Raw genomic sequence first — 21,380 nt, forward strand, 5'->3', positions numbered from 1 at the left:
GTTAGTATTAAAAAAGTCGTTGTCGTCGCTAGAATACAAAAGATATGTGGCTGCTTTTACCTTTCCGACTTTTTTCTCGCGTTGCGCAACGTTTTCGCCGAGAGCGATGCACGCAAACCGCTGCCGCATTGTCCTTTGTCAGTTTGCTTGGGCTGGTTCCAATGATTGCGGTTGGTTTCGCAATTATTTCCATGTTGCCACCCGGTGCCGGGCTTGGTGATGCGATTGAAAAGTTTTTGCTTTCAAATTTATTACCAGATAAAGCCGGTATCGTTGTCGCAAAATACGTTGGCCAGTTTGCTGGGCGAGTTGGACGAGTGACTTTGCTTGGTGTTCTTGCACTTGGTGTTACGGCGGTAATGCAAATGTTCACTATAGAGCATATTTTTAATCAGATATGGCACGTCAAAAAAGTACGGCCCATGTTTCGACGATTAGCCATGCATAGCCTTGTAATCACAGTGGGGCCGCTGCTTTTGGGCGGGAGTCTCATTGTGGTTGCTTTGGTTGCGAGCGTATCATTTGGCTTGATCAATGAACCGGTATGGGTGAGCTTATTTGTTACCCGCAGCGTATTGCCGTTTATGTTTATGGCCATGTTGTTTTCCCTGCTTTACTGGGCTGTTCCCAATAAACCGGTTAGCTCATTGCATGCGGTGTTTGGTGGGGGTTTGGCCGCGCTGGGCCTTGCAGGTATTCAAAAGCTCTTTACCCTGTTTATTACAGGCTTTACGGCTAACACGGCAATCTACGGGGTGTTTTCTGCCATTCCTGTATTCCTTGTATGGCTTTATGCATCATGGATCATTGTTTTACTTTCGGCGCTCATCGTAGCCGAGCTTCCTGGTTGCGCGCGGGAGTAGGTAATCGATTTAATCGAGAAGATTTTTTTCTTGAGTAAAATGAACAGTCCTCTGATAAATCATTTTTCCTCTGATTTCTATGCAAAATTTTCTCTCTACCAAAGCCATTGATCCTCGCGACCGCCTGATTGTCGCGTTAGATTTTCCAAGCGTCAGTGCAGCACGGATTTTAGTAAACACGCTGGGTGATGTGGTTAGTTTTTATAAAATCGGCTTGGAACTTTTCATGGCAGAGGGCTATTTTGATTTTCTGAAGTGGCTCGTTTCGCAGAAAAAAAAAGTATTTGTTGATCTTAAGTTTTTTGATGTCCCAGAGACTGTTCGCTCAGCAGTACGTGCCTTGGCCGGAAGTGGGGCAACCTTGGCAACTGTTCATGGGAATCAATCAATGATGGAAGCAGCGGTGAAAGACAAAGGGCCACTTAAAATTCTTGCCGTAACAGCCTTGACGAGTCTTGATCGCGGGGATTTAGATGACTTAGGCTTTTCATGCGATGTTGAAAGCTTGGTGCTGTCTCGGGCGCGTCGGGCATTGGAAGCCGGCGTGGATGGTATTGTATCTTCAGGCATGGAAGTCACCTCAATACGCGCTGAGCTTGGTGATAAGTTACTCGTGGTAACTCCGGGTATCCGTCCTGTTGAAAACAAATCAGTCGATGACCAAAAACGAACCGTTGATGTAGCGCAGGCGTTTCGAAATGGGGCTGACTACATCGTCGTTGGACGGCCTATTCGACAGGCTGGCGATCCACGCTTGGCCGCCGTTGAGATTCAGCAAACCATTCAAGCTGTATTTGGCTCTTTCGATAAAGGGGCGGTCTGGCGATAAGTGTGGCTTGATATGGACGATGGTGCTGTGGCGAGCGCCTTGTTTTATCTGCTTGTTTGAACTACAATATCCAGCTTTACTGTACCTTGAGAGAACACTATGGTAGTTATTCGTTTGGCCCGAGGTGGCGCAAAAAACCGTCCATTTTTCAATATGGTGGTAACTGACTCGCGCAATCGCCGCGATGGTCGTTTTATTGAGCGTATTGGTTTTTACAACCCGGCTGCTGCGGCAACGGAGCAAGGCTTGGTGATTAATCCTGAACGTCTGGCCTACTGGCAGCAGCACGGTGCCCAGCTTTCGCCTACGGCCGCTCGCTTAGTGAAGCAGTCCGGTGTCCAAAGAACTGCCTGATATACAATGATTGTGCTGGGGCGGGTTATTGCCCCATTTGGCGTTCGGGGCTGGTTGCGCGTGCATCCATTTGGTGATGATCCGTTGTCATGGGTGAAAATTCCGCAATGGTGGTTGTCTCCAACAGCGGATGCACCGCCCGATCGATGGACTGCCTATGTGCCGGAGGTCATTAAAACCCACGCAGATAGCCTTGTCGCCAAGCTTGCAGATGTTGATGACCGCGACACTGCGGAGTCAATCGATGGCTGTTTTATTGGTGTGGCACGCGAGGATTTACCACCCGTTAAGCTCGGTGAATATTACTGGGATGATCTAACGGGTCTTACCGTTGTAAACTTGCAGGGGCAGTTGTTGGGAAGCGTGAAGTCTCTTCTTGAAACTGGTGCGCACGATGTTTTGGTTGTTGGTTTCGCAAAAAATGAAAGATTGTTGCCATTCGTTGAGCATGTAATCAAGGTGGTCGATGTTTCCGGAAAAGTGATTTACGTGGATTGGGAGGCTGATTGGTGACTTTGCGATTTGATGTCATCACCCTGTTTCCTGAAATGTTTTCGGCAATTACTGCATCAGGAATCACCCGGAGGGCGCTGGAACGCAAGCTCTGGCAGCTGGAGTGTTGGAACCCTCGGCAGTGGGCAAATGATGTGCATCGAACAGTAGATGATCGCCCTTATGGTGGCGGGCCTGGCATGGTAATGATGGCAGAGCCGTTAGAGCATGCAATTCAAGCTGTAAAAGTCGGCGCTGGCGATACGGTGAAAGTGATTTATCTTTCCCCGCAGGGCGCACCGATCAAGCAGCAACGAGTGGTTGAATTAGCGGCAGGCCCGGGTGCAATTCTTTTGTGCGGTCGCTATGAAGGTATTGATGAGCGACTTATTGATCGATGTGTTGATGAGGAGTTATCACTAGGGGATTTTGTTTTATCAGGGGGTGAAATTGCAGCAATGGCATTGATGGACGCTTGTATTCGCCACTTGCCGGAAGCCTTGAATGATGAGTCGTCGGTAGTGGAAGATTCTTTTTCTTCAGGTTTGTTGGACTGGCCGCATTACACGCGGCCAGAGGTGTACGAGGGATGTGATGTTCCTGACGTTTTGTTATCAGGGAATCATGAAAAAATCCGGCGTTGGCGGCTGAAACAGGCGCTAGGGCGGACATGGCAGAGGCGCCCCGATCTTTTGCAGAGTCGGTCGTTGAGCCAAGAAGAGGCCAAATTGCTGGGGGAGTTTCAGCGAGATGGTCAATAAAGCTACACACCAGGGGTGACTCTGCTCTGTGTAAACGGTTGGCAGGCTGGATCTGCAGCCATATAATTAATGGAGTAATAAATGAATCTGATTGAACAGTTGGAAAAAGAAGAAATTGCACGGTTGGCAAAGGTTATCCCCGAATTTTCTCCGGGTGATACCGTCATTGTTAATGTGAATGTTTTCGAGGGTGATCGCAAGCGTACGCAAGCTTTTGAGGGGGTAGTTGTTGCTAAGCGCAACCGTGGCCTGAATTCAAACTTTATCGTGCGGAAGATATCATCAGGCGAAGGCGTTGAGCGTACTTTTCAAACCTACTCTCCAGTGATTGCCAGCATTGAGGTCAAGCGTCGCGGCGATGTGCGTCGTGCCAAGCTCTATTATCTGCGTGACCGCTCCGGTAAGTCTGCGCGTATTAAGGAGAAGCTGACGAGATCAACTCGCGCTTAAGAGTCTTGAAAGCGTATTAGCTGATTCTGAATTAGCCGTTTTATTTATCAGCTAAAAAACGGGCCGTACATCAAACGATGTACGGCCCTTTTTTTAAAGCCGGGTTTAGTGAGCCTTCTTATCCTTTTCAATCATCGCATAAGCAGAGTGATTATGAATTGATTCGAAATTCTCACTTTCAACGCTGTAGGCATCAATGCGTTGATCGACATTCAGTACGCTTGCAACATCACGAACAAGATCTTCAACAAACTTTGGATTATCGTATGCACGTTCAGTGACGAATTTCTCGTCGGGGCGCTTAAGCAGGCCATAAAGCTCGCAAGAGGCCTGGCTTTCAGCAATGTTAATCAAATCCTCGATCCACACAAGCGTATTAGTCGTGGCAGTGATAGTGACATGTGAGCGTTGATTGTGTGCGCCACGGTCTGAAATTTTCTTGGAGCAAGGACATAAGCTGGTAACCGGCACTAACACCTTGATAGTTTGTCGGTACTCACCATTGGAAAGAATTTCACCAATAAATGTGACGTCATAGTCCATAAGACTCTTGACGCCAGAAACAGGCGCTGTTTTGTTAACGAAGTAAGGAAAACTCATTTCAAGATAACCCATTTGGGCCTCTAAGCGCCTTACCATCTCACGCAACATGGTTTCAAAACTCTCAACCGAAATCTCATCTTCGTGTGAGTTAAGAATTTCAACGAAACGCGACATGTGCGTGCCCTTGAAATTATGCGGCAGTCCCACGTACATGTTGAAGTCAGCGATGGTATGCCTTACGCCACCGCTTTTATCGAGGACCTTGAATGGGTGGCGAATTGACTTAATACCAACTCGGTTGATTGGTAAATGGCGCAAATCTTCGCTCGATTGGACGTCAGGTATGACGGCCTTATTTTGATCAGGCATAGGAACCCTGGAATTCATAATTTGTTTGCAACTTGTGTAAAAAAGTCTGTGTGATGAACTGTATATTTTCCGACAAAATTAGTCAACTATTGGCGGCTCGCTTTTCACATACGCTGCTGGCAATGCCTGCGGGGTCGAGCCCGATCTTAGACAACAACGCGGCGCTATCACCCTGATCAATGAAATGGTCAGGTAATCCAAGCCGTAAGTGGGGCACTCTGAGCCCCGATTCTTCAAGGATGCGGGATACTTCAGCCCCGGCACCACCGATAATGGTATTTTCTTCAATGGAAACTAATAGGTCATGACTCAGAGCGAGTGAATGGATGAGCTCGTGATCAATAGGTTTCACAAAGCGCATGTTTACCACGGTGGCATCGAGCAAGTCACCCGCCGCTAGTGCTGGCGTCAGCATTGAGCCAAATGCCAATAGAGCAGTGCGTTTGCCTTGACGTTTTACTTCGCCTTTGCCAATGGCAAGAGTTGATAAATCAGGCTGTATTGGTACGCCCGAGCCACTGCCACGAGGATAGCGAACGGCTACTGGGCCATCAATGGCGAACGCGGTAGAGAGCATTTTACGGCATTCATCCTCATCACTTGGCGTCATCACCACCATGTTGGGGATGCAGGTGAGATAGGAAAGATCAAAAGCCCCGTTATGTGTGGCGCCGTCCGCACCCACGAGCCCCCCGCGATCAATGGCAAATACAATGGGTAAATTTTGCAAAGCGATATCGTGGATGAGTTGATCATACGCCCGCTGCAAAAATGTTGAGTAAATTGCGACTACGGGTTTCATTCCTTCACACGCCAAGCCAGCGGCAAATGTCAGTGCATGCTGCTCAGCAATGCCTACGTCAAAGTAGCGGTCAGGGAACTCCTGCGAGAAGCGCAAGAGACCTGAGCCTTCACGCATGGCCGGGGTAATGCCCATGAGACGCGAATCGCTAGCGGCCTGGTCGCATAGCCAGTCGCTGAATACCTGCGTGTAGGTTAGCTTGCTGCTACTTTTTGCCGGCTTGATCCCACACGTGGTATCGAATTTACTGACACCGTGATAAAGAACAGGATCAGTTTCTGCAAGCTTATAGCCTTGCCCTTTTTGAGTTATGACATGTAGAAACTGAGGGCCTTGGAGCCGACGTAAATTCTGCAAGGTAGGAATCAATGCTTCTAGATCATGGCCATTGATGGGGCCAATGTAGTTGAAGCCCAGTTCCTCGAACAAGGTGCCCGGCGAGATCATTCCTTTGACATGCTCTTCAACTCGACTGGCGAATTCCCGCATACTAGGCATGACCGATAGAACTTTTCCACCTGCTCGGCGGGCTGCATTGAAGGTTCTGCCGGAGAGTAATCGTGCCAGATATTTGTTCAATGCTCCTACGGGAGGGGAGATAGACATGTCATTATCGTTTAGTATGACAAGTAAATTGGCATCGAGCGTGCCCCCGTTGTTTAGAGCCTCGAACGCTTGGCCGGCAGACATAGCCCCATCACCGATGATGGCAGCGACGCGACGTTCTTCACCTTTATTGCGCGCTGCGACAGCCATACCAAGAGCAGCAGAGATGGATGTGGAAGAGTGGCCAACACCAAAGGTGTCGTAAATACTTTCTGTACGCTTTGGGAAGCCGGAAATCCCTTGGTACATTCTCAAGCGTGCCATGCCTTCTCTTCGGCCCGTGAGTACTTTATGAGCGTAAGTCTGATGACCTACATCCCACACTAGCCGGTCTTCAGGTGTATTAAAAACATAGTGCAGCGCGATCGTCAGTTCAATTGTGCCAAGGTTTGAGGATAAGTGGCCGCCCGTTTTTGCGACAGACTCAAGTAAAAATTGACGTAGCTCATCGGCTAACTGAGGTAGTTGATGTGGCGAAAGTAATCGAAGATCCGCTGGGGATTGAATCGTATCGAGCAGTGGCGTCATCAGAAGTTTCGCTCAGCGATGAAATCGGCTAGTTCATGTAGACGTAATGCGTGATCACCAAACGGGGCTAAGGCGGCATGCGACTCATGCAACATGGTTACGGCAAGTTCTTTGGCTTGGTTTTTCCCTAATAGACTGACATAGGTGGATTTGTTTTGCGCTGCATCCTTACCTGCGGTTTTTCCAAGGGTGGCCGTGTCACTTTCTGTATCAAGAATATCATCGACGACTTGAAACAATAAGCCGAGCCGGGTGGCAAAGTGGCTTAGTTGGTCTAATTCACTTGGTGTTGCCTTGCCGCAATGCGCGCCAAGAAGAACAGCGGCGCGAATCAACGCCCCTGTCTTGTGGATGTGCATCAATTCAAGTTCTACAATGGTTAGCTGTTGATTAGTAGCGGCAATGTCAAGTGCTTGGCCACCAGCCATTCCACGTGAGCCGGAGGCTGTCGCCAGCAAGTTCAGCATATCAACTTGATGTGATAAATCAACATCTAGTGAGCGTGATGAAAGTACTTGGAAGGCGAGCGTTTGAAGCGCGTCGCCAGCAAGTAGGGCAGTTGCTTCATCAAACCCAATATGGCATGTTGGCTTGCCGCGTCGGAGCACATCATTATCCATGCATGGCAAATCATCATGCACGAGCGAATAAGCATGAATGAGTTCAGTTGCAATCGCTGCCGTATCTAAAGAATTCTGGTTGGCTTTAAAAAGATCGCCCGCAGCATGGCAAAGCAATGGCCTGATCCGCTTTCCTCCGCCAAGCACGACATAGCGCATTGCGTCATGCAAGCGTGTGGGTGAAATGTGAGACGGGGGTAGGGCCAACTCGAGCGCAACCTCTGTCCGCTGCTGAATGCTAGAAGCCCAGCTGGAAAAGTTCATCGCTATTTATCTTCCAGTTCACCGAGGGTGTCTGGCTTGAGGGGGCGCAGAGTATTGTCTTCAAGGATACGTATTTGCTGCTCGGCTGCATTGAGAGTTTCTTGGCACTGGCGAAGCAAAAATATTCCACGTTTGTAGATATCCAGTGCTTCTTGGAGCGGCATCTGACCAACTTCCATGGCACTGATGATGCCTTCCAGTTCAGTGAGAGCGTCTTCGAAAGATTGCGATTCTATCAGCGTAGAGGATTTTTTCGGGGTAGTTTTCATGATTAGAGGACCATGTTAGCCAAAGACGATAGTCGATAACAAAAATGTTGCAAAAATAGCTTGGGCGTGGCTTCCGGTCAAATTCGTTACGCGCTACAATGCGGTAACCGGCGCTGAGCCGGTTTTCTTTTGCCATTAAACCACTTCGATTGTTTCCGGTTTCCACGTAAATCTTTCCTGGAGGTTGGGAATTATGTCTGAAACTCTCCCGCATTCTCTTTTGTTACCCAGTACTTCGCAACTTCCGGTGGAGTGGTATTTCGACGAAAAGCTTTTTGAATTAGAACAGAAAGTGATTTTCGAGGCAGGGGCGAATTACGTTGGCCATGAGCTGATGGTACCAAACATGAATGACTATCGCTCACAAGAATGGAATGACCACGCGCGGATCATCATTCGCCAGCCTGATGGCGTCTATGAAATGTCAAATGTCTGCCGCCATCGCCAAGCCATCATGCTTGAGGGATCGGGAAATGCAAAAAACATTGTTTGCCCAATTCATCGGTGGACTTATGATTGTGGAGGTACATTAGTCGGTGCGCCGCATTTTGCCACTAACCCCGCATTGAATTTGAAAAAACAGGCGCTTGAGAATTGGCAAGGCCTGTTATTCAAAGGGCCACGCTCTGCCAATGCCGATTTAGCAGGGATGCGATTTACAAACGCGTTTGATTTTACGGGCTACAGACTAGACCATGTTGAGTTGCATGAGTGTAACTACAACTGGAAGACATTTATTGAAGTCTATCTAGAAGATTACCATGTTGCTCCATATCATCCAGGACTAGGCGGCTTCGTCACGTGTGATGATCTCAGTTGGCAATTTGGCGATTGGTATTCAGCACAGCAAGTGGGTATCCAATCGCTTGCAAAACCTGGTTCAGCGACTTATCAGCGCTGGCATAAAACAGTTCTCGACTACCATAATGGCGAGTTACCAAAGTGTGGTGCAATTTGGCTGGCTTACTATCCTAATATTATGGTGGAGTGGTATCCACAAGTACTCGTTGTTTCTACGCTAACCCCACAGGATGTGAATAAAACACTCAATGTGGTTGAGTTTTATTATCCCGAGGACATCGCGCTCTTTGAACCAGATTTCATCAAAGCTGAGCAGGCGGCCTATATGGAAACGGCGTTAGAGGATGATGATATTGCCGAACGTATGGATCGTGGTCGATATGCGCTAATGAAGCAAGGCCGAAGCGAGGTGGGTCCTTACCAATCGCCAATGGAAGATGGAATGCAACACTTCCATGAGTATTACAGACACATCATGGGGTTAATCTGAGTCAGTGCGGGTGATTTGCTCATGTAGAATGCTCGCAGAGCGCATGAACCTATAAACTTCTAACAAGGAATCGTTTGAATGTATTCTGGAATCATTGAGTTACCTTGGTGGGGGTATTTTGTTTTAACCTTGGCGCTGACCCATATCAGTATTGCTAGTGTCACGATTTATCTTCATCGCCATCAAGCACATCGTGCGTTGGATCTATCGCCAATACCTAGCCATTTCTTCCGATTTTGGCTTTGGCTAACAACAGGTATGGTTACCAAAGAGTGGGCGGCAATACACCGCAAACACCATGCAAAATGCGAAACGACTGAGGACCCACACAGTCCGCAGATTCTGGGTATCCAGCCAGTATTATGGACAGGTGTCTTCTTTTATGTGAAAGAATCTCGTAATGCTGAAACCATGGTGCATTATGGCCATGGAACACCCGATGATTGGCTGGAGCATGTTATCTATACGCCGCTAAATAAGCTAGGCGTGTTCATTATGCTGGGTATCAACATTGCTTTTTTTGGCCCCTGGATCGGGAGTCTGATTTGGCTTATTCAAATGATCTGGATTCCTTTTTGGGCGGCTGGTGTGATTAACGGGATAGGCCATTATTGGGGATACCGCAATTTTGCCTGCGCCGATGCATCAACGAATATTTTCCCTATTGGTATTCTGATCGGCGGGGAAGAGCTCCATAACAATCATCATACCTTTGCTTCTTCGGCAAAGCTTTCCAGCAAGTGGTACGAATTTGATATCGGTTGGTTTTATATTCGATTGCTTGAGATTGTTGGCCTGGCGAAAGTTAAAAAAATTGCCCCGACGCCTCGTTTTGATCTGGCAAGACCGGCCATTGACTTTGATCTTCTGCAGGCGGTAGTTACCCACCGGTATGATGTTTTGGCTAAATACTTAAAGAGCCTGCATCATTTGGCGTCTGAGGAATTTTCTCAACTCAGCATAGATGCGAAAGAAGGCCGTGTCATGAAGCACTTGTTGGGCAAAGATGAAAACAGTCTTCCCGTCGCTCAACATGCGCGGCTTGCGACTCTACTGGAAAAGAGTGAGCGCTTGGCACGTGTCTATGCAATGCGTAAAGATCTGGAAGCATTGTGGAGCCGATCAGCAGTAACACACGATCAGTTGGTTAAACAGCTTGAAGCGTGGATTACTCGTGCTGAGCAAAGTGGCATTAGGCAGATGGAAGAATTTTCTTTGCGGTTGAGAACCTACGCCGTGTGATGCAAGCTGTGTAACACAAAAAACCAAAAAAAACCCCACCAGATATGGCGGGGGTTTTTGTTGCTCAAGAGGTATGTAAGCGACTATAAACCTTGTCCCTACTTCAGCTTTACTTCCTTGTAAGCCACGTGCTTGCGTACCTTTGGGTCATACTTAATGAATTCCAGCTTGCCTGGAGTAGTTTTCTTGTTTTTTGAGGTCGTATAGAAATGACCTGTGCCTGCTGTTGATTCCAGTTTAATTTTTTCGCGTCCGCCTTTGGCCATGATTTTTCTCCTGATTAGGAACGTTCGCCACGTTCACGTAACTCGGCGAGAATTACGTCGATGCCTTTTTTATCAATCGTACGCAAGCCTGCGTTTGAAACACGCAAGCTGACAAAACGATTTTCTGCTTCGACCCAGAACCGACGATTATGTAGATTGGGCAGAAAGCGGCGTTTGGTTTTATTGTTAGCATGGGAAACGTTGTTTCCCACCATTGGGGCTTTGCCCGTCACTTGGCATACGCGCGACATGTTTAGTGCTCCTGAATGCTGATTTTGCAAAGTGGGTCAGTATACCAAATATTGAGCTGGAAGCCCACTCATTTTTAGATTAATCCACGTTCAGCAAAGGACAGTGGTGTGGCGCCAGATGCGACGACGAAATGGTCGAGTACTTTAACCTCAATCAAAGCAAGCGCCTGCTTTAGCGCAGAAGTGATCGCTATATCGGCTGATGAAGGGTCAGTGAGTCCGGAGGGATGGTTGTGAGCCAAGATGACGGCACCGGCATTATTCGCGAGTGCGCGTTTTACAACTTCACGAGGGTATACGCTGGTCTGGGTTAGGGTGCCACGAAAAAGTTCCTCAGTGGAAATGAGGCGGTTTTGTGCGTCAAGCCATAGGGCGACAAATACCTCATGCTGTAGCCCTCCCAAGGACAAACGTAACCAGTCACGCACGGCTTGAGGGGACGTCAGTGCATCACGCTCCTTGAGGGGATTGATGAGAGCGCGGCGAGCTAATTCAAGCGCGGCACAGAGTTGAGTTGCCTTTGCCGGGCCAATGCCGGGTAGCTTGGCGAGTTTCGCAGCACTCGCTGCAGCTAACTCGGCAAGTTCCCCATTAAATTGTGCTAATAAATCACGGGCTAGATCTACGGCGCTTTTTCCGCGGATGCCCACACGTAGAAATATTGCGAGCAGTTCGGCATCAGAAAGCGCTGCTGCACCCTTTTCCAGTAATCGTTCACGCGGACGTTCGGCAACGGGCCAATCGCGTATGGCCATGGTTTACAATCCTCCATTCAATGCCTAATTGCAGATTGTAATGTCATGGATGCTTTTGCGGGTAAGCGTATCGTGTTGGGAGTAACCGGGGGAATTGCGGCCTATAAGGCGGCTGAGCTTTCACGGTTATTGGTTAAGGCTGGCGCCATCGTTGATGTTGTGCTCACGAAGGCAGGAAGTGAATTTGTCGGGGCTATGACATTCCAGGCACTGACGGGACGCCCTGTGTGGCAGTCGTTATGGGACGACCGTATGAGTAATGGCATGGCACATATTGACCTGACGCGTGGCGCTGCTGCCGTGCTGGTTGCTCCGGCAACGGCCAACGTTCTTGCCAAATTGGCGCATGGCGTTTGTGACGATTTGCTGTCGACCTTATGCCTGGCGCGCGATTGCCCTTTGCTTGTCGCTCCTGCAATGAATCGGCAGATGTGGGAGAACCCGGCCACGCAACGGAATATGGCCTTGTTAAGTCGTGATGGCGTAAAAATTCTCGGCCCCGCCAGTGGAGATCAAGCCTGCGGCGAAGTGGGTGAAGGCCGTATGCTCGAAGCGGAGGCACTTTTTGATGAGCTTTTTGCGTATTTGCAACCTAAGTCACTGGCGGGTAAACGTGTTTTGTTAACGGCAGGGCCGACGTTTGAACCCATTGACCCCGTGCGCGGGCTGACGAATTCGAGTTCCGGGAAAATGGGGTTTGCGCTTGCGCAGGCGTGTGTTGAGGCAGGTGCAGCGGTGACGATGATTGCTGGCCCAGTGACACTACCTACGCCGCGCGGCGTACGGCGAGTGGATGTGCAGACAAGTGCCCAGATGCGTGAGGCCACATTACGAAATTTGCCAGGTCAGGATGTGTTTATCGGTGTTGCGGCCGTGGCGGATTATCGGCCGAAGATGGTGTCTGCGGAAAAAATAAAGAAAAGTGGTGAGCCGCTGACATTGGTGCTTGAATGTACAAGCGATATTCTCGGCGAAATCGCCGCGCGACCGGATGCGCCGCTTTGTGTGGGCTTTGCAGCGGAAAGTCAGCATTTGGAAACTTATGCGGAATCCAAGCGGAAGGCAAAAAATCTCGCGCTCGTTGTGGGAAACCTTGTTCAAGATGGTTTGGGCGGGGAGACCAATCGAGTCACCTTGTTTGATGCGACCGGTGCTTACCCCCTGCCACCCGCTAAAAAAATAATCGTGGCGCGTTGCATCGTCGCGCATTTAGCTTCTTTGATGGAGAAATTTGATGGGAAACCCCGTGCCAACAATTGATTTGAAGATACTGGATGCGCGGTTGAAAGATGCTTCCGGCCATTACGCACCGCACTATGCAACGCCTGGCTCAGCGGGTGTTGATTTGCGTGCTTGTATCGATGCAGCCATGAAGATCCACCCGGGTGAGACCATTCTGATACCGACAGGTATTGCACTTCATATCGCTGACCCGTCGCTGGCTGCCGTGATTTTGCCTCGTTCGGGTTTAGGCCATAAGCATGGCATTGTGTTGGGGAATCTTGTGGGGTTGATTGATTCCGACTATCAAGGTGAATTGTTTGTTTCAACCTGGAACCGTGGACATGAAACCTTCACGATAAATCCACTCGATCGCTTGGCGCAGTTGGTGATTGTGCCTGTTGTGCAAGTGAGTTTTAATATTGTCGATGAGTTTGTGACTAGCGAACGCGGAACCGGTGGGTTTGGTAGTACCGGAAAGGCTTAAAATAGCCCTATAAATCGTTGACTCGCCGTCTCACCAGCGCCGATTTTTTGTGGTCGACGCGCTGGGCTTTAGCCTAAACCATGGCCTCGTACAGCGGTAAGGTGAGGAACTCAGGGTAGTTGTCAGCCAGCGACATTTCCTCGAAAATTTTCGCGGCTTGATCGTAGGTCATCGTCGTATTGCCGCTTTCAGCAACCGTGGTTTTTACCTTTACCAGCTCTTCGCAAATCAATCCGCGAACCATATCGGCAGTTACTTTACGGCCATCGTCGAGCTTGCCTTTAGGCGAGACAACCCATTGCCAGATCTGTGAGCGACTGATCTCCGCAGTAGCCGCATCTTCCATGAGGTTGTGAATAGGCACACAACCATTCCCGGCTAACCAGCTGCCTAGGTAATGAATGCCTACATTGATATTATTGCGAACACCTGCTTCCGTAATCGGTTGCTCGGGTTGAAAATTGAGCCAATCGCGAGGGCCAAAGCTTTCATCGCGTTGCTTTTCCCATTGATTGGGACGGTCGCCAAGTACTTTCTGAAACTCCTCTGCGGCAATAGCAACGAGCCCCGGGTGCGCTACCCAGCCACCATCGAAGCCATCTGAAGCATCCCGTGTTTTATCGTGGCGAATTCCTGCCAATGCTTTTTCATTCGCAACAGGATCGTTTTTGATCGGGATCAGCGCGCTCATGCCACCTATCGCGGGGGCGCCACGTTTGTGGCAGGCTTTCACCAGAGCTAATGCGTAACTCCGCATAAAAGGCACTTCCATCGTGATGGCCCCACGATTGGCAAGACAGAAATCCGTATTGCGTTTGAATTTTTTAATGCAACTAAAGATGTAATCCCAGCGACCTGCATTCAGCCCGGCACTATGGTCGCGCAGCTCATAAATAATTTCTTCCATCTCGAAGGTGGCGAGAATGGTCTCTATGAGCACCGTCGCTTTAATCGACCCTCGAGGCAGGCCAATTTCATTTTGAGCCACGATGAAAATATCATTCCATAACCGGGCTTCGAGATGACTTTCCATCTTCGGTAAATAGTAGAAGGGCCCAGCACCCTGTGCTATCTGCTCTTTGGCATTGTGAAAGAATGCCAAGGCAAAATCGAAAATTCCGCCAGAGACGCGTTGCCCGTCAACCAGCACATGCTTTTCATCAAGGTGCCAGCCGCGTGGTCGAATCTGCAAGGTGGCGATTTTGTCGTTGAGTTTGTATTCTTTTCCCGCGTCATTTTTAAATGACAGCTCACGGCGAATCGCTTTATACAGGTTGATTTGTCCCTGAATCTGGTTTTCCCATTTAGGACTGTTAGAGTCCTCGAAATCAGCCATATAGCTGTCAGCGCCTGAATTAAAGGCGTTAATAATCATTTTGGCTTCAACGGGCCCGGTAATTTCTGTTCGGCGGCGTTCAAGCGCTTTGGGTAGTGGAGAAATTTTCCATTCACCTTCGCGAATGTGCCTGGTTTCCGGCAAAAAGTCTGGCATTTCGCCCGCGTCAATACGCTGTTGACGTTCCGCTCGAGCAGCAAGAAGTTGTTGACGCCGTGGCTCGAAGGATCGATGAAGCTTAGCGATCAGTTCAAGCGCTTCACGAGTCAGAATCTGCGAAAAATCGGCAGTGACGGGCGCAGTGATTTGCATACCGTAAGGAAGTGTTGTTGGGTGGCTCATGAGATTCCTTGAGATGAGTTGAATGACTGTTTATGAAGTAGTAGCGATGATTCCGCAATGGTCATTGATTTCCAGCCATTGCGGAATTATTAATGGAATTGTGCTTCTTCAGTCGATCCTGTCAGTGCTGTAACGGAGGACCCCCCGCCTTGAATAACCGTCGTGATATCGTCGAAGTATCCGGTGCCCACTTCTTGCTGATGAGAGACAAAACTATATCCACGGTCACGTGCTGAAAATTCCGGTTCTTGTACTTTTTCGACATAGGCCGTCATGCCACGTGCGACATAATCTTGCGCTAAATCAAACATGCTGTACCACATAGAGTGAATGCCGGCGAGGGTTATGAACTGATACTTGTAGCCCATGGCACCCAGCTCGCGCTGAAATTTTGCAATGGTGGCGTCGTCAAGATTTTTCTTCCAGTTGAACGAGGGTGAGCAATTGTATGCCAGCATTTTCCCCGGGTGTTTGGCATGCACGGCAGCAGCAAACTGGCGAGCAAAATTTAAGTCGGGGGTGCCTGTTTCGCACCAGACTAAATCTGCGTAAGGCGCATAAGCGATCGCACGTGATATGGCTTGGTCTATGCCGCTGCGTGTTTTATAAAAGCCTTCGTTTGTCCGTTCTCCTGTGCAAAAGGCTGTGTCATTTGCATCGTAATTTGATGTCAAAAGATCCGCTGCTTCGGCATCGGTACGGGCAATCACGAGTGTGGGGATACCGCAGACGTCAGCTGCCATACGTGCGGCAATTAATTTTTGTACGGCTTCGTTGGTCGGCACGAGTACTTTGCCGCCCATATGACCACATTTTTTGACCGAAGCCAGTTGATCTTCCCAATGAACACCACTTGCACCAGCGCTAATCATCGCTTTCATCAGTTCAAAAGCATTCAATACACCGCCAAAGCCTGCTTCAGCATCAGCTACGATAGGAGCAAAGTAATCGATGTAATTTTTATCACCGGCTTCTATCCCTTTAGCATATTGAATCTCATCCGCACGGCGAAATGAGTTATTGATCCTCTCGACAACTTTAGGCACAGAATCAACTGGATAGAGTGACTGATCAGGATACATGGCGGCGTAGCTGTTATTGTCTGCAGCAACTTGCCAACCAGAAAGGTAAATTGCCTTAATGCCGGCTTTAACCTGTTGCATTGCTTGCCCGCCAGTGAGCGCGCCGAGGCAATTAACGTAAGGCTGGTTGTTCAGCAAATCCCATAATTTTTCTGCCCCACGACGTGCCAGGGTATGCTCAATTGGAAAAGAGCCACGAAGACGAACGACATCCTCGGCCGAGTAGCCTCGTTTAATGCCTTTCCAACGCGGATTGTTTGCCCAGTCTTTTGCCAGGGTGGCAGCAACTTCTTTGCGATCAGTCATTTTCATTCCTTAAAAAGAGGGTTATACAGGAGAGGATGAACAAGGATGCAAACGCATTATTAATTAAAAAATATAATATGTCAATTATCTTATATAAGACTTATAAATTTAAAATAAATCAAATTGCACTTCGGGCGGAAGTGCGGTACGTTGTTGTTTTAATGGGTAAGGATAAAAAGCTTTGGCCGTAGCCGTTGCCAAGAGCCGCTTGAAATGTATTAAACGTCAGGTTAACGGCGGCGTTTAAGGCGGCACTACATAGATCATATGCCGCAACATTGGAGGACTATGAAAAAACTCGGCGCTGGCGAGACGCCGAGTTTTTGGTGATTGCATTATTATTTAACCGACGGTAGATGATGAGGTTGTCGGGTTGGTGACAGCGTCTTCGAATGTCAGTTTAACTTTCTCGTTTTCGTCAAGATCGATAATTACTCGGCCACCATGAATCAATCGGCCGAACAACAATTCATCCGCTAAGGCGGAACGGATTGTGTCTTGAATTAAACGCGCCATGGGGCGGGCACCCATTAAGGGGTCAAAGCCTTTTTCACCCAGCCATGCACGAAGAGCATCCGTGAAGATAGCCTCGACCTTTTTCTCGTGTAGCTGGCCCTCAAGCTGCATGAGAAATTTATCAACGACGCGCAGAATAATCTGTGCATCCAAGGCGCGGAAGGAAATGATGGCGTCCAGTCGATTACGGAACTCTGGCGTGAACAGGCGCTTGATATCGACCATTTCATCACCTTGCATTTTATTTGTCGTAAAGCCGATGCTGGTTTTTTGTAAAGATTCTGCACCAGCATTTGTGGTCATGATAATGATCACATTGCGGAAGTCTGCCTTGCGACCATTGTTGTCAGTCAGTGAGCCGTGATCCATTACCTGCAGCAGGATATTGAAAATCTCAGGGTGTGCTTTTTCTATTTCATCAAGCAAGAGAACCGCATGCGGTTTTTTAGTGATGGCTTCAGTTAGCAATCCACCCTGATCGAAACCAACATAGCCCGGCGGGGCACCTATGAGGCGGCTGACGGCATGACGCTCCATATATTCGGACATATCAAAGCGAATGAGGTCAATGCCCATGCAATAAGCCAGTTGTCGAGCCACTTCGGTTTTGCCAACACCCGTGGGGCCAGAGAAAAGAAAGCTGCCAATTGGCTTTTGCGGGTCACCCAGCCCTGAGCGAGACATTTTGATGGCTTTAACCAGCGCGTCTATGGCCGCATTTTGGCCATAGACCATATTCATGAGATCACGGTCGAGATTTTTTAGTGCTGATCGATCATCTGATGAGACGTGTTTTGGCGGAATTCGCGCAATTTTTGCAACAATCTCTTCGATTTCAGTTTTACCAATCAGCTTCTTTTGTTTCGATTTCGGCAAAATGCGTTGTGCTGCACCCGCCTCATCAATCACGTCGATGGCTTTATCAGGTAAATGCCGATCATTAATATATTTGGCCGACAATTCAGCAGCACTAGAGATGGCAGCAGCCGAATATTTAACACTATGGTGTTCTTCAAAGCGAGACTTAAGGCCACGCAGAATGGAGACGGTTTCATCGACCGATGGCTCATTGACATCGACTTTCTGGAAGCGCCTAGATAGCGCGTGATCCTTCTCGAATACGCCGCGATATTCGTTATAGGTGGTTGCACCAATACACTTGAGCGCACCAGAGGATAACACTGGCTTTAGTAGATTGGAGGCGTCAAGTGTTCCGCCTGAGGCAGCGCCAGCGCCGATTAAGGTGTGAATTTCATCAATGAACAAAATCGAGTTTGGCGTGTCAGCCAATTGCTTCAGTACAGCCTTTAAACGCTGCTCAAAGTCACCTCGATACTTTGTTCCAGCCAAGAGGGAACCCATGTCGAGTGAGTAAACAATGGCATTAGAAAGAATATCAGGCACACGGCCTTCAGTAATACGACGTGCAAGACCTTCCGCAATAGCGGTTTTTCCAACGCCGGCTTCGCCAACGAGCAGGGGGTTATTTTTGCGGCGTCGGCAAAGTGTTTGGATGACGCGCTCCAGTTCCTTATCCCGCCCTATCAACGGATCTATCTTGCCAATCAGTGCTTGCTGATTAAGGTTTTGTGCAAAACTTTCAAGCGCCCCCGCTTTTTCTTGCGATTCTGCTTCAGTTTCAGCCGTTTCCTCTTTGCTCTGGGATGGCGGAATCTTAGCGATGCCGTGAGATATAAAGTTCACCACATCAAGGCGCGAAATATTCTGTCGCTGGAGGAAGTACACCGCGTGCGAATCTTTTTCACCGAATATCGCAACCAGAACATTGGCGCCGGTCACTTCTTTTTTGCCGGACGACTGCACGTGCAAAATGGCGCGTTGAATGACTCGCTGAAAACCTAGGGTGGGTTGAGTATCGATCTCATCGGTACCATTAACCGTAGGCGTGTGATCGCTAATAAAAGTGGTTAGCTCTTTGCGAAGTCCATCCATATCAACAGCGCAAGCGCGCAACACCTCAGCGGCAGACGTGTTATCAAGCAGAGAGAGCAGCAAATGTTCAACCGTAATAAATTCGTGGCGCTTCTGACGTGCATCCACGAAGGCCATGTGTAAGCTAACTTCAAGTTCTTGGGCAATCATCAGTTTTCCTCCATAACGCAGGCCAGCGGGTGCTGGTGTTGCCGTGCAAATGCACTAACCAGTTCAACTTTCGTTGCAGCAATATCCAGAGGATAAACGCCGCAAACGCCTTTCCCTTCACGGTGCACCTTCAACATAACCTGCATCGCCTGTTCGCGTGACAGATTAAAAAACTTTTCTAGAACCATCACGACAAAATCCATCGGCGTGAAATCATCATTAAGCAGCAACACCTTGTACATCGGCGGTAAGCTTGCCTTACTTTTTTCCGGGGCTAGTGCGGCATCACTGCCCGTACCAGTTTCTCTGCGTGTAACCATGAGTACATTCTAATGTTAATTACGAAGGTTTCAACTCAATTTCAACTCAACAAAAGCAGGCTTTATATGGGGGATAAAAAGTGCAATTCAAGTTGTTTTGCATGCTAGCCTCAGAGGCTGGTCAGTGATAAAGTGGTCAAATATGTGCGGCGCAACATAAAAAGTTGTTGACGCGGATGAACTTAGTAGGTAAAACGCACACCGTGTTTAGCTTATGTTTTGCTCAGAGTCTTTCGAAATTCTTTCTGCCTTTAGAAATTTATGGTTTGTTTGAATTAAAAAATTCTTTTTTGCGCTCTTGAACTTAAGTGTTAAACATGCCCCGGCCGGGGTGCGGTTTCTCTTGTAGCCCGCAGCGGTGGCCGATTTGTTCGTTTTGATTAAGGAATAGTTACATGGCAACTGGTACAGTTAAATGGTTCAACGACGCCAAAGGTTTTGGCTTTATTACCCCTGATGATGGCAGCGAAGACCTTTTCGCTCATTTCTCCGCCATCAATATGGCAGGATTCAAGTCGCTGAAAGAAGGCGACAAAGTGTCTTTCGACGTGGTCCAAGGCCCCAAAGGCAAGCAGGCCTCAAACATTCAGCGCGCTTAAGGTTTTTTACTTGAGACGCTGACTGTCTGACAGACAGTCAAAGTATTATCAGAATCGCTACTTGATTCTGATAATGTTTAGAGCCCGCCCCTGATTAAGTCAGGGGCGGGCTTTTTCTCTGGATTTTTCTCTTTTAGCTACGGCTTTTTAAGACTTACATGCGATCAATCATTGCTTGCCCAAAGGCTGAGCATTTCACTTCTTTAGCGCCTTCCATGAGGCGAGCGAAGTCGTACGTGACAACCTTATCGCCAATGGCGGCTTCCATTGAGTGAATAATGAGATCTGCAGCTTCTGTCCAGCCCATATGACGTAGCATCATTTCAGCAGACAAGATTAATGAGCCGGGATTGACATAATCTTTTCCGGCGTACTTGGGAGCTGTTCCGTGAGTGGCTTCGAAAACGGCGTAGTCATTGGAGATGTTAGCCCCTGGCGCAATGCCTATACCACCTACCTGTGCAGCTAGCGCATCAGAGATGTAGTCGCCATTGAGATTGCAGCAGGCGATCACATCGTACTCGGCTGGACGAAGCAGAATCTGCTGTAAAAAAGCGTCAGCAATGGTATCTTTGATCACTATGCCGTTAGGCAGCTTGAGCCAGGGGCCGTCGTCAATTTCGACACCACCAAATTCTTTTGCGGCTAAACCATATGCCCAGTCACGGAAGCCACCTTCGGTGTACTTCATGATGTTGCCTTTGTGCACAATGGTGACCGATTTGCGCTTGTTGTCAATAGCATACTGGATCGCCGCGCGCATCAGACGTTCAGAGCCTTCGCGCGAGATGGGTTTGATGCCGATACCCGATGTGTCAGGAAAGCGAATTTTCGTTACACCCATTTCTTCCTGAAGAAATTTAATGACTTTTTTTGCCTGGGGCGACTCTGCTTGCCACTCAATACCGGCATAGATATCCTCAGTGTTTTCACGGAAAATAACCATATCCGTCTTGGAGGGATCTTTCAGTGGTGATGGAATGCCCTTGAAGTAACGCACGGGGCGCACGCACTGAAAGAGATCCATTTCCTGCCGAAGGGCTACGTTGAGTGAGCGGATGCCGCCGCCGACGGGGGTGGTTAGCGGCCCTTTAATTGACACAGAGTAGTCTTTGCAGGCGTTAATGGTTTCTTCTGGAAGCCATACATCGGGACCATAGACACGGGTGGCTTTTTCTCCTGCGTAAACTTCCATCCATGAAATTTTGCGCTTGCCTGCGTAGGCCTTCTGAATCGCGGCATCTACTACTTTTTGCATGACTGGCGTGATATCAACGCCAATGCCATCACCTTCGATGAAGGGGATGATCGGATTATCAGGAATCGACTGGCCTGGAATGATTTTTTGGCCTTGTGTGGGAACTTTAATAAAAGAGGTACTCATGCTGGCTCCAATTGTTTTCCTACGAGGGGAGGGGGGGTTAAACCGCTGAAAGCGATCCTGTGCAATTATCCACTAAAAAGGGGTTCGTCTTCAACGGAAGAAGGCACGGTACGGTGGGCTTGGGTTATT

23 protein-coding genes are annotated in these 21,380 nt (G+C 48.6%); 11 read left to right on the top strand and 12 right to left on the bottom strand.

Annotated elements, in window-relative coordinates; translation table 11 throughout:
- The first annotated feature begins 44 nt into the window (after window positions 1–44).
- The 6 genes from PG1C_RS03895 to rplS all read left to right on the top strand — a co-directional run bounded on the left by PG1C_RS03895 (window position 45) and on the right by rplS (window position 3,749).
- Entirely contained in the window at window positions 45–863 is an 819-nt protein-coding gene (locus PG1C_RS03895; RefSeq protein ID WP_202636104.1) for a YihY family inner membrane protein, read from the top strand.
- Window positions 864–942: 79 nt separating this feature from the next.
- Complete coding sequence (gene pyrF / locus PG1C_RS03900; RefSeq protein ID WP_202636105.1) at window positions 943–1,692, top strand: orotidine-5'-phosphate decarboxylase; 750 nt, start codon at window positions 943–945, stop codon at window positions 1,690–1,692.
- A gap of 99 nt (window positions 1,693–1,791) precedes the next feature.
- Entirely contained in the window at window positions 1,792–2,046 is a 255-nt protein-coding gene (rpsP, locus tag PG1C_RS03905) for a 30S ribosomal protein S16 (RefSeq protein ID WP_202636106.1), read from the top strand.
- Window positions 2,047–2,052: 6 nt separating this feature from the next.
- Window positions 2,053–2,559 (top strand): ribosome maturation factor RimM, encoded by a 507-nt coding sequence (gene rimM / locus PG1C_RS03910; protein ID WP_202636107.1) that lies wholly within the window; start codon window positions 2,053–2,055, stop codon window positions 2,557–2,559.
- A complete protein-coding gene (trmD, locus tag PG1C_RS03915) occupies window positions 2,556–3,299 on the top strand; it encodes a tRNA (guanosine(37)-N1)-methyltransferase TrmD (RefSeq protein ID WP_284431790.1) in 744 nt (247 codons plus the stop codon). The genes rimM and trmD overlap by 4 nt, the downstream gene beginning before the upstream one ends.
- A gap of 81 nt (window positions 3,300–3,380) precedes the next feature.
- A complete protein-coding gene (gene rplS, locus PG1C_RS03920; protein WP_202636108.1) occupies window positions 3,381–3,749 on the top strand; it encodes a 50S ribosomal protein L19 in 369 nt (122 codons plus the stop codon).
- 105 nt (window positions 3,750–3,854) lie between these two features.
- Here the strand turns inward: rplS and folE2 are convergent, their stop codons facing one another.
- The 4 genes from folE2 to PG1C_RS03940 all read right to left on the bottom strand — a co-directional run bounded on the left by folE2 (window position 3,855) and on the right by PG1C_RS03940 (window position 7,750).
- Entirely contained in the window at window positions 3,855–4,661 is an 807-nt protein-coding gene (folE2, locus tag PG1C_RS03925; RefSeq protein WP_202636109.1) for a GTP cyclohydrolase FolE2, read from the bottom strand.
- An 82-nt stretch (window positions 4,662–4,743) separates the two neighbouring features.
- The gene (dxs, locus tag PG1C_RS03930; RefSeq protein ID WP_202636110.1) at window positions 4,744–6,597 is read right to left on the bottom strand and encodes a 1-deoxy-D-xylulose-5-phosphate synthase; all 1,854 of its coding nucleotides are present in this window, start codon (window positions 6,595–6,597) and stop codon (window positions 4,744–4,746) included.
- Window positions 6,597–7,481, bottom strand: coding sequence for a polyprenyl synthetase family protein (locus PG1C_RS03935; protein ID WP_202636111.1), 885 nt, complete (start codon window positions 7,479–7,481; stop codon window positions 6,597–6,599). Before PG1C_RS03935 ends, dxs begins: the two co-directional genes overlap by 1 nt.
- 2 nt (window positions 7,482–7,483) lie before the next feature.
- A complete protein-coding gene (locus PG1C_RS03940; protein ID WP_202636112.1) occupies window positions 7,484–7,750 on the bottom strand; it encodes an exodeoxyribonuclease VII small subunit in 267 nt (88 codons plus the stop codon).
- Window positions 7,751–7,943: 193 nt separating this feature from the next.
- Here PG1C_RS03940 and PG1C_RS03945 point away from each other — a divergent pair, with 193 nt between their 5' ends.
- Entirely contained in the window at window positions 7,944–9,041 is a 1,098-nt protein-coding gene (locus PG1C_RS03945) for an aromatic ring-hydroxylating oxygenase subunit alpha (RefSeq protein ID WP_202636113.1), read from the top strand.
- Window positions 9,042–9,119: 78 nt separating this feature from the next.
- Window positions 9,120–10,283, top strand: coding sequence for a DesA family fatty acid desaturase (locus tag PG1C_RS03950; RefSeq protein ID WP_202636114.1), 1,164 nt, complete (start codon window positions 9,120–9,122; stop codon window positions 10,281–10,283).
- A gap of 98 nt (window positions 10,284–10,381) precedes the next feature.
- Here PG1C_RS03950 and rpmG read toward each other — a convergent pair whose 3' ends face one another.
- The 3 genes from rpmG to radC all read right to left on the bottom strand — a co-directional run bounded on the left by rpmG (window position 10,382) and on the right by radC (window position 11,555).
- On the bottom strand, window positions 10,382–10,549 hold the full coding sequence (rpmG, locus tag PG1C_RS03955) for a 50S ribosomal protein L33 (RefSeq protein WP_202636115.1): 168 nt from the start codon (window positions 10,547–10,549) through the stop codon (window positions 10,382–10,384).
- 14 nt (window positions 10,550–10,563) lie between these two features.
- The gene (gene rpmB, locus PG1C_RS03960; RefSeq protein WP_202636116.1) at window positions 10,564–10,800 is read right to left on the bottom strand and encodes a 50S ribosomal protein L28; all 237 of its coding nucleotides are present in this window, start codon (window positions 10,798–10,800) and stop codon (window positions 10,564–10,566) included.
- 74 nt (window positions 10,801–10,874) lie between these two features.
- Window positions 10,875–11,555, bottom strand: a complete 681-nt coding sequence (radC, locus tag PG1C_RS03965; protein ID WP_202636117.1) for a RadC family protein — start codon at window positions 11,553–11,555, stop codon at window positions 10,875–10,877.
- Between the two features lie 45 nt (window positions 11,556–11,600).
- Between radC and coaBC the strand changes: the two genes are divergently transcribed.
- Window positions 11,601–12,815, top strand: a complete 1,215-nt coding sequence (gene coaBC / locus PG1C_RS03970; protein ID WP_202636118.1) for a bifunctional phosphopantothenoylcysteine decarboxylase/phosphopantothenate--cysteine ligase CoaBC — start codon at window positions 11,601–11,603, stop codon at window positions 12,813–12,815.
- A complete protein-coding gene (dut, locus tag PG1C_RS03975) occupies window positions 12,802–13,263 on the top strand; it encodes a dUTP diphosphatase (protein WP_202636119.1) in 462 nt (153 codons plus the stop codon). The genes coaBC and dut overlap by 14 nt, the downstream gene beginning before the upstream one ends.
- 73 nt (window positions 13,264–13,336) lie before the next feature.
- Here dut and aceB read toward each other — a convergent pair whose 3' ends face one another.
- The 4 genes from aceB to clpS all read right to left on the bottom strand — a co-directional run bounded on the left by aceB (window position 13,337) and on the right by clpS (window position 19,268).
- Window positions 13,337–14,941, bottom strand: a complete 1,605-nt coding sequence (gene aceB / locus PG1C_RS03980) for a malate synthase A (RefSeq protein WP_202636120.1) — start codon at window positions 14,939–14,941, stop codon at window positions 13,337–13,339.
- Window positions 14,942–15,030: 89 nt separating this feature from the next.
- Window positions 15,031–16,329: an isocitrate lyase gene (aceA, locus tag PG1C_RS03985; protein WP_237218287.1), complete on the bottom strand. Its 1,299-nt coding sequence runs from the start codon at window positions 16,327–16,329 to the stop codon at window positions 15,031–15,033.
- A 342-nt stretch (window positions 16,330–16,671) separates the two neighbouring features.
- Entirely contained in the window at window positions 16,672–18,948 is a 2,277-nt protein-coding gene (clpA, locus tag PG1C_RS03990) for an ATP-dependent Clp protease ATP-binding subunit ClpA (protein ID WP_202636122.1), read from the bottom strand.
- Window positions 18,948–19,268 carry an ATP-dependent Clp protease adapter ClpS gene (gene clpS / locus PG1C_RS03995; RefSeq protein ID WP_202636123.1) on the bottom strand — a complete coding sequence of 107 codons (321 nt, stop codon included), beginning with the start codon at window positions 19,266–19,268 and terminating at the stop codon, window positions 18,948–18,950. The genes clpA and clpS overlap by 1 nt, the downstream gene beginning before the upstream one ends.
- A gap of 395 nt (window positions 19,269–19,663) precedes the next feature.
- On the opposite strand from clpS, the gene PG1C_RS04000 reads away from it, so the two are divergent.
- Window positions 19,664–19,867 carry a cold-shock protein gene (locus tag PG1C_RS04000; protein WP_202636124.1) on the top strand — a complete coding sequence of 68 codons (204 nt, stop codon included), beginning with the start codon at window positions 19,664–19,666 and terminating at the stop codon, window positions 19,865–19,867.
- Window positions 19,868–20,021: 154 nt separating this feature from the next.
- On the opposite strand, the gene icd is transcribed toward PG1C_RS04000, so the two are convergent.
- Window positions 20,022–21,251, bottom strand: coding sequence for an NADP-dependent isocitrate dehydrogenase (icd, locus tag PG1C_RS04005; RefSeq protein WP_202636125.1), 1,230 nt, complete (start codon window positions 21,249–21,251; stop codon window positions 20,022–20,024).
- Window positions 21,252–21,380: the final 129 nt, after the last annotated feature.

This window comes from Rugosibacter aromaticivorans, assembly GCF_000934545.1.
In the GTDB taxonomy this organism is placed as follows: Bacteria; Pseudomonadota; Gammaproteobacteria; order Burkholderiales; family Rhodocyclaceae; genus Rugosibacter; species Rugosibacter aromaticivorans.

What these genes read in the sequence shown, in the direction of transcription:
- PG1C_RS03895 (WP_202636104.1), top strand. Translation starts at nt 45, where the DNA reads ATGTGGCTGCTTTTACCTTTCCGACTTTTTTCTCGCGTTGCGCAACGT.
- pyrF (WP_202636105.1), top strand. Translation starts at nt 943, where the DNA reads ATGCAAAATTTTCTCTCTACCAAAGCCATTGATCCTCGCGACCGCCTG.
- rpsP (WP_202636106.1), top strand. Translation starts at nt 1,792, where the DNA reads ATGGTAGTTATTCGTTTGGCCCGAGGTGGCGCAAAAAACCGTCCATTT.
- rimM (WP_202636107.1), top strand. Translation starts at nt 2,053, where the DNA reads ATGATTGTGCTGGGGCGGGTTATTGCCCCATTTGGCGTTCGGGGCTGG.
- rplS (WP_202636108.1), top strand. Translation starts at nt 3,381, where the DNA reads ATGAATCTGATTGAACAGTTGGAAAAAGAAGAAATTGCACGGTTGGCA.
- folE2 (WP_202636109.1), bottom strand. Translation starts at nt 4,661, where the DNA reads ATGCCTGATCAAAATAAGGCCGTCATACCTGACGTCCAATCGAGCGAA.
- dxs (WP_202636110.1), bottom strand. Translation starts at nt 6,597, where the DNA reads ATGACGCCACTGCTCGATACGATTCAATCCCCAGCGGATCTTCGATTA.
- PG1C_RS03935 (WP_202636111.1), bottom strand. Translation starts at nt 7,481, where the DNA reads ATGAACTTTTCCAGCTGGGCTTCTAGCATTCAGCAGCGGACAGAGGTT.
- PG1C_RS03940 (WP_202636112.1), bottom strand. Translation starts at nt 7,750, where the DNA reads ATGAAAACTACCCCGAAAAAATCCTCTACGCTGATAGAATCGCAATCT.
- PG1C_RS03945 (WP_202636113.1), top strand. Translation starts at nt 7,944, where the DNA reads ATGTCTGAAACTCTCCCGCATTCTCTTTTGTTACCCAGTACTTCGCAA.
- PG1C_RS03950 (WP_202636114.1), top strand. Translation starts at nt 9,120, where the DNA reads ATGTATTCTGGAATCATTGAGTTACCTTGGTGGGGGTATTTTGTTTTA.
- rpmG (WP_202636115.1), bottom strand. Translation starts at nt 10,549, where the DNA reads ATGGCCAAAGGCGGACGCGAAAAAATTAAACTGGAATCAACAGCAGGC.
- rpmB (WP_202636116.1), bottom strand. Translation starts at nt 10,800, where the DNA reads ATGTCGCGCGTATGCCAAGTGACGGGCAAAGCCCCAATGGTGGGAAAC.
- radC (WP_202636117.1), bottom strand. Translation starts at nt 11,555, where the DNA reads ATGGCCATACGCGATTGGCCCGTTGCCGAACGTCCGCGTGAACGATTA.
- coaBC (WP_202636118.1), top strand. Translation starts at nt 11,601, where the DNA reads ATGGATGCTTTTGCGGGTAAGCGTATCGTGTTGGGAGTAACCGGGGGA.
- aceB (WP_202636120.1), bottom strand. Translation starts at nt 14,941, where the DNA reads ATGAGCCACCCAACAACACTTCCTTACGGTATGCAAATCACTGCGCCC.
- aceA (WP_237218287.1), bottom strand. Translation starts at nt 16,329, where the DNA reads ATGACTGATCGCAAAGAAGTTGCTGCCACCCTGGCAAAAGACTGGGCA.
- clpA (WP_202636122.1), bottom strand. Translation starts at nt 18,948, where the DNA reads ATGATTGCCCAAGAACTTGAAGTTAGCTTACACATGGCCTTCGTGGAT.
- clpS (WP_202636123.1), bottom strand. Translation starts at nt 19,268, where the DNA reads ATGGTTACACGCAGAGAAACTGGTACGGGCAGTGATGCCGCACTAGCC.
- PG1C_RS04000 (WP_202636124.1), top strand. Translation starts at nt 19,664, where the DNA reads ATGGCAACTGGTACAGTTAAATGGTTCAACGACGCCAAAGGTTTTGGC.
- icd (WP_202636125.1), bottom strand. Translation starts at nt 21,251, where the DNA reads ATGAGTACCTCTTTTATTAAAGTTCCCACACAAGGCCAAAAAATCATT.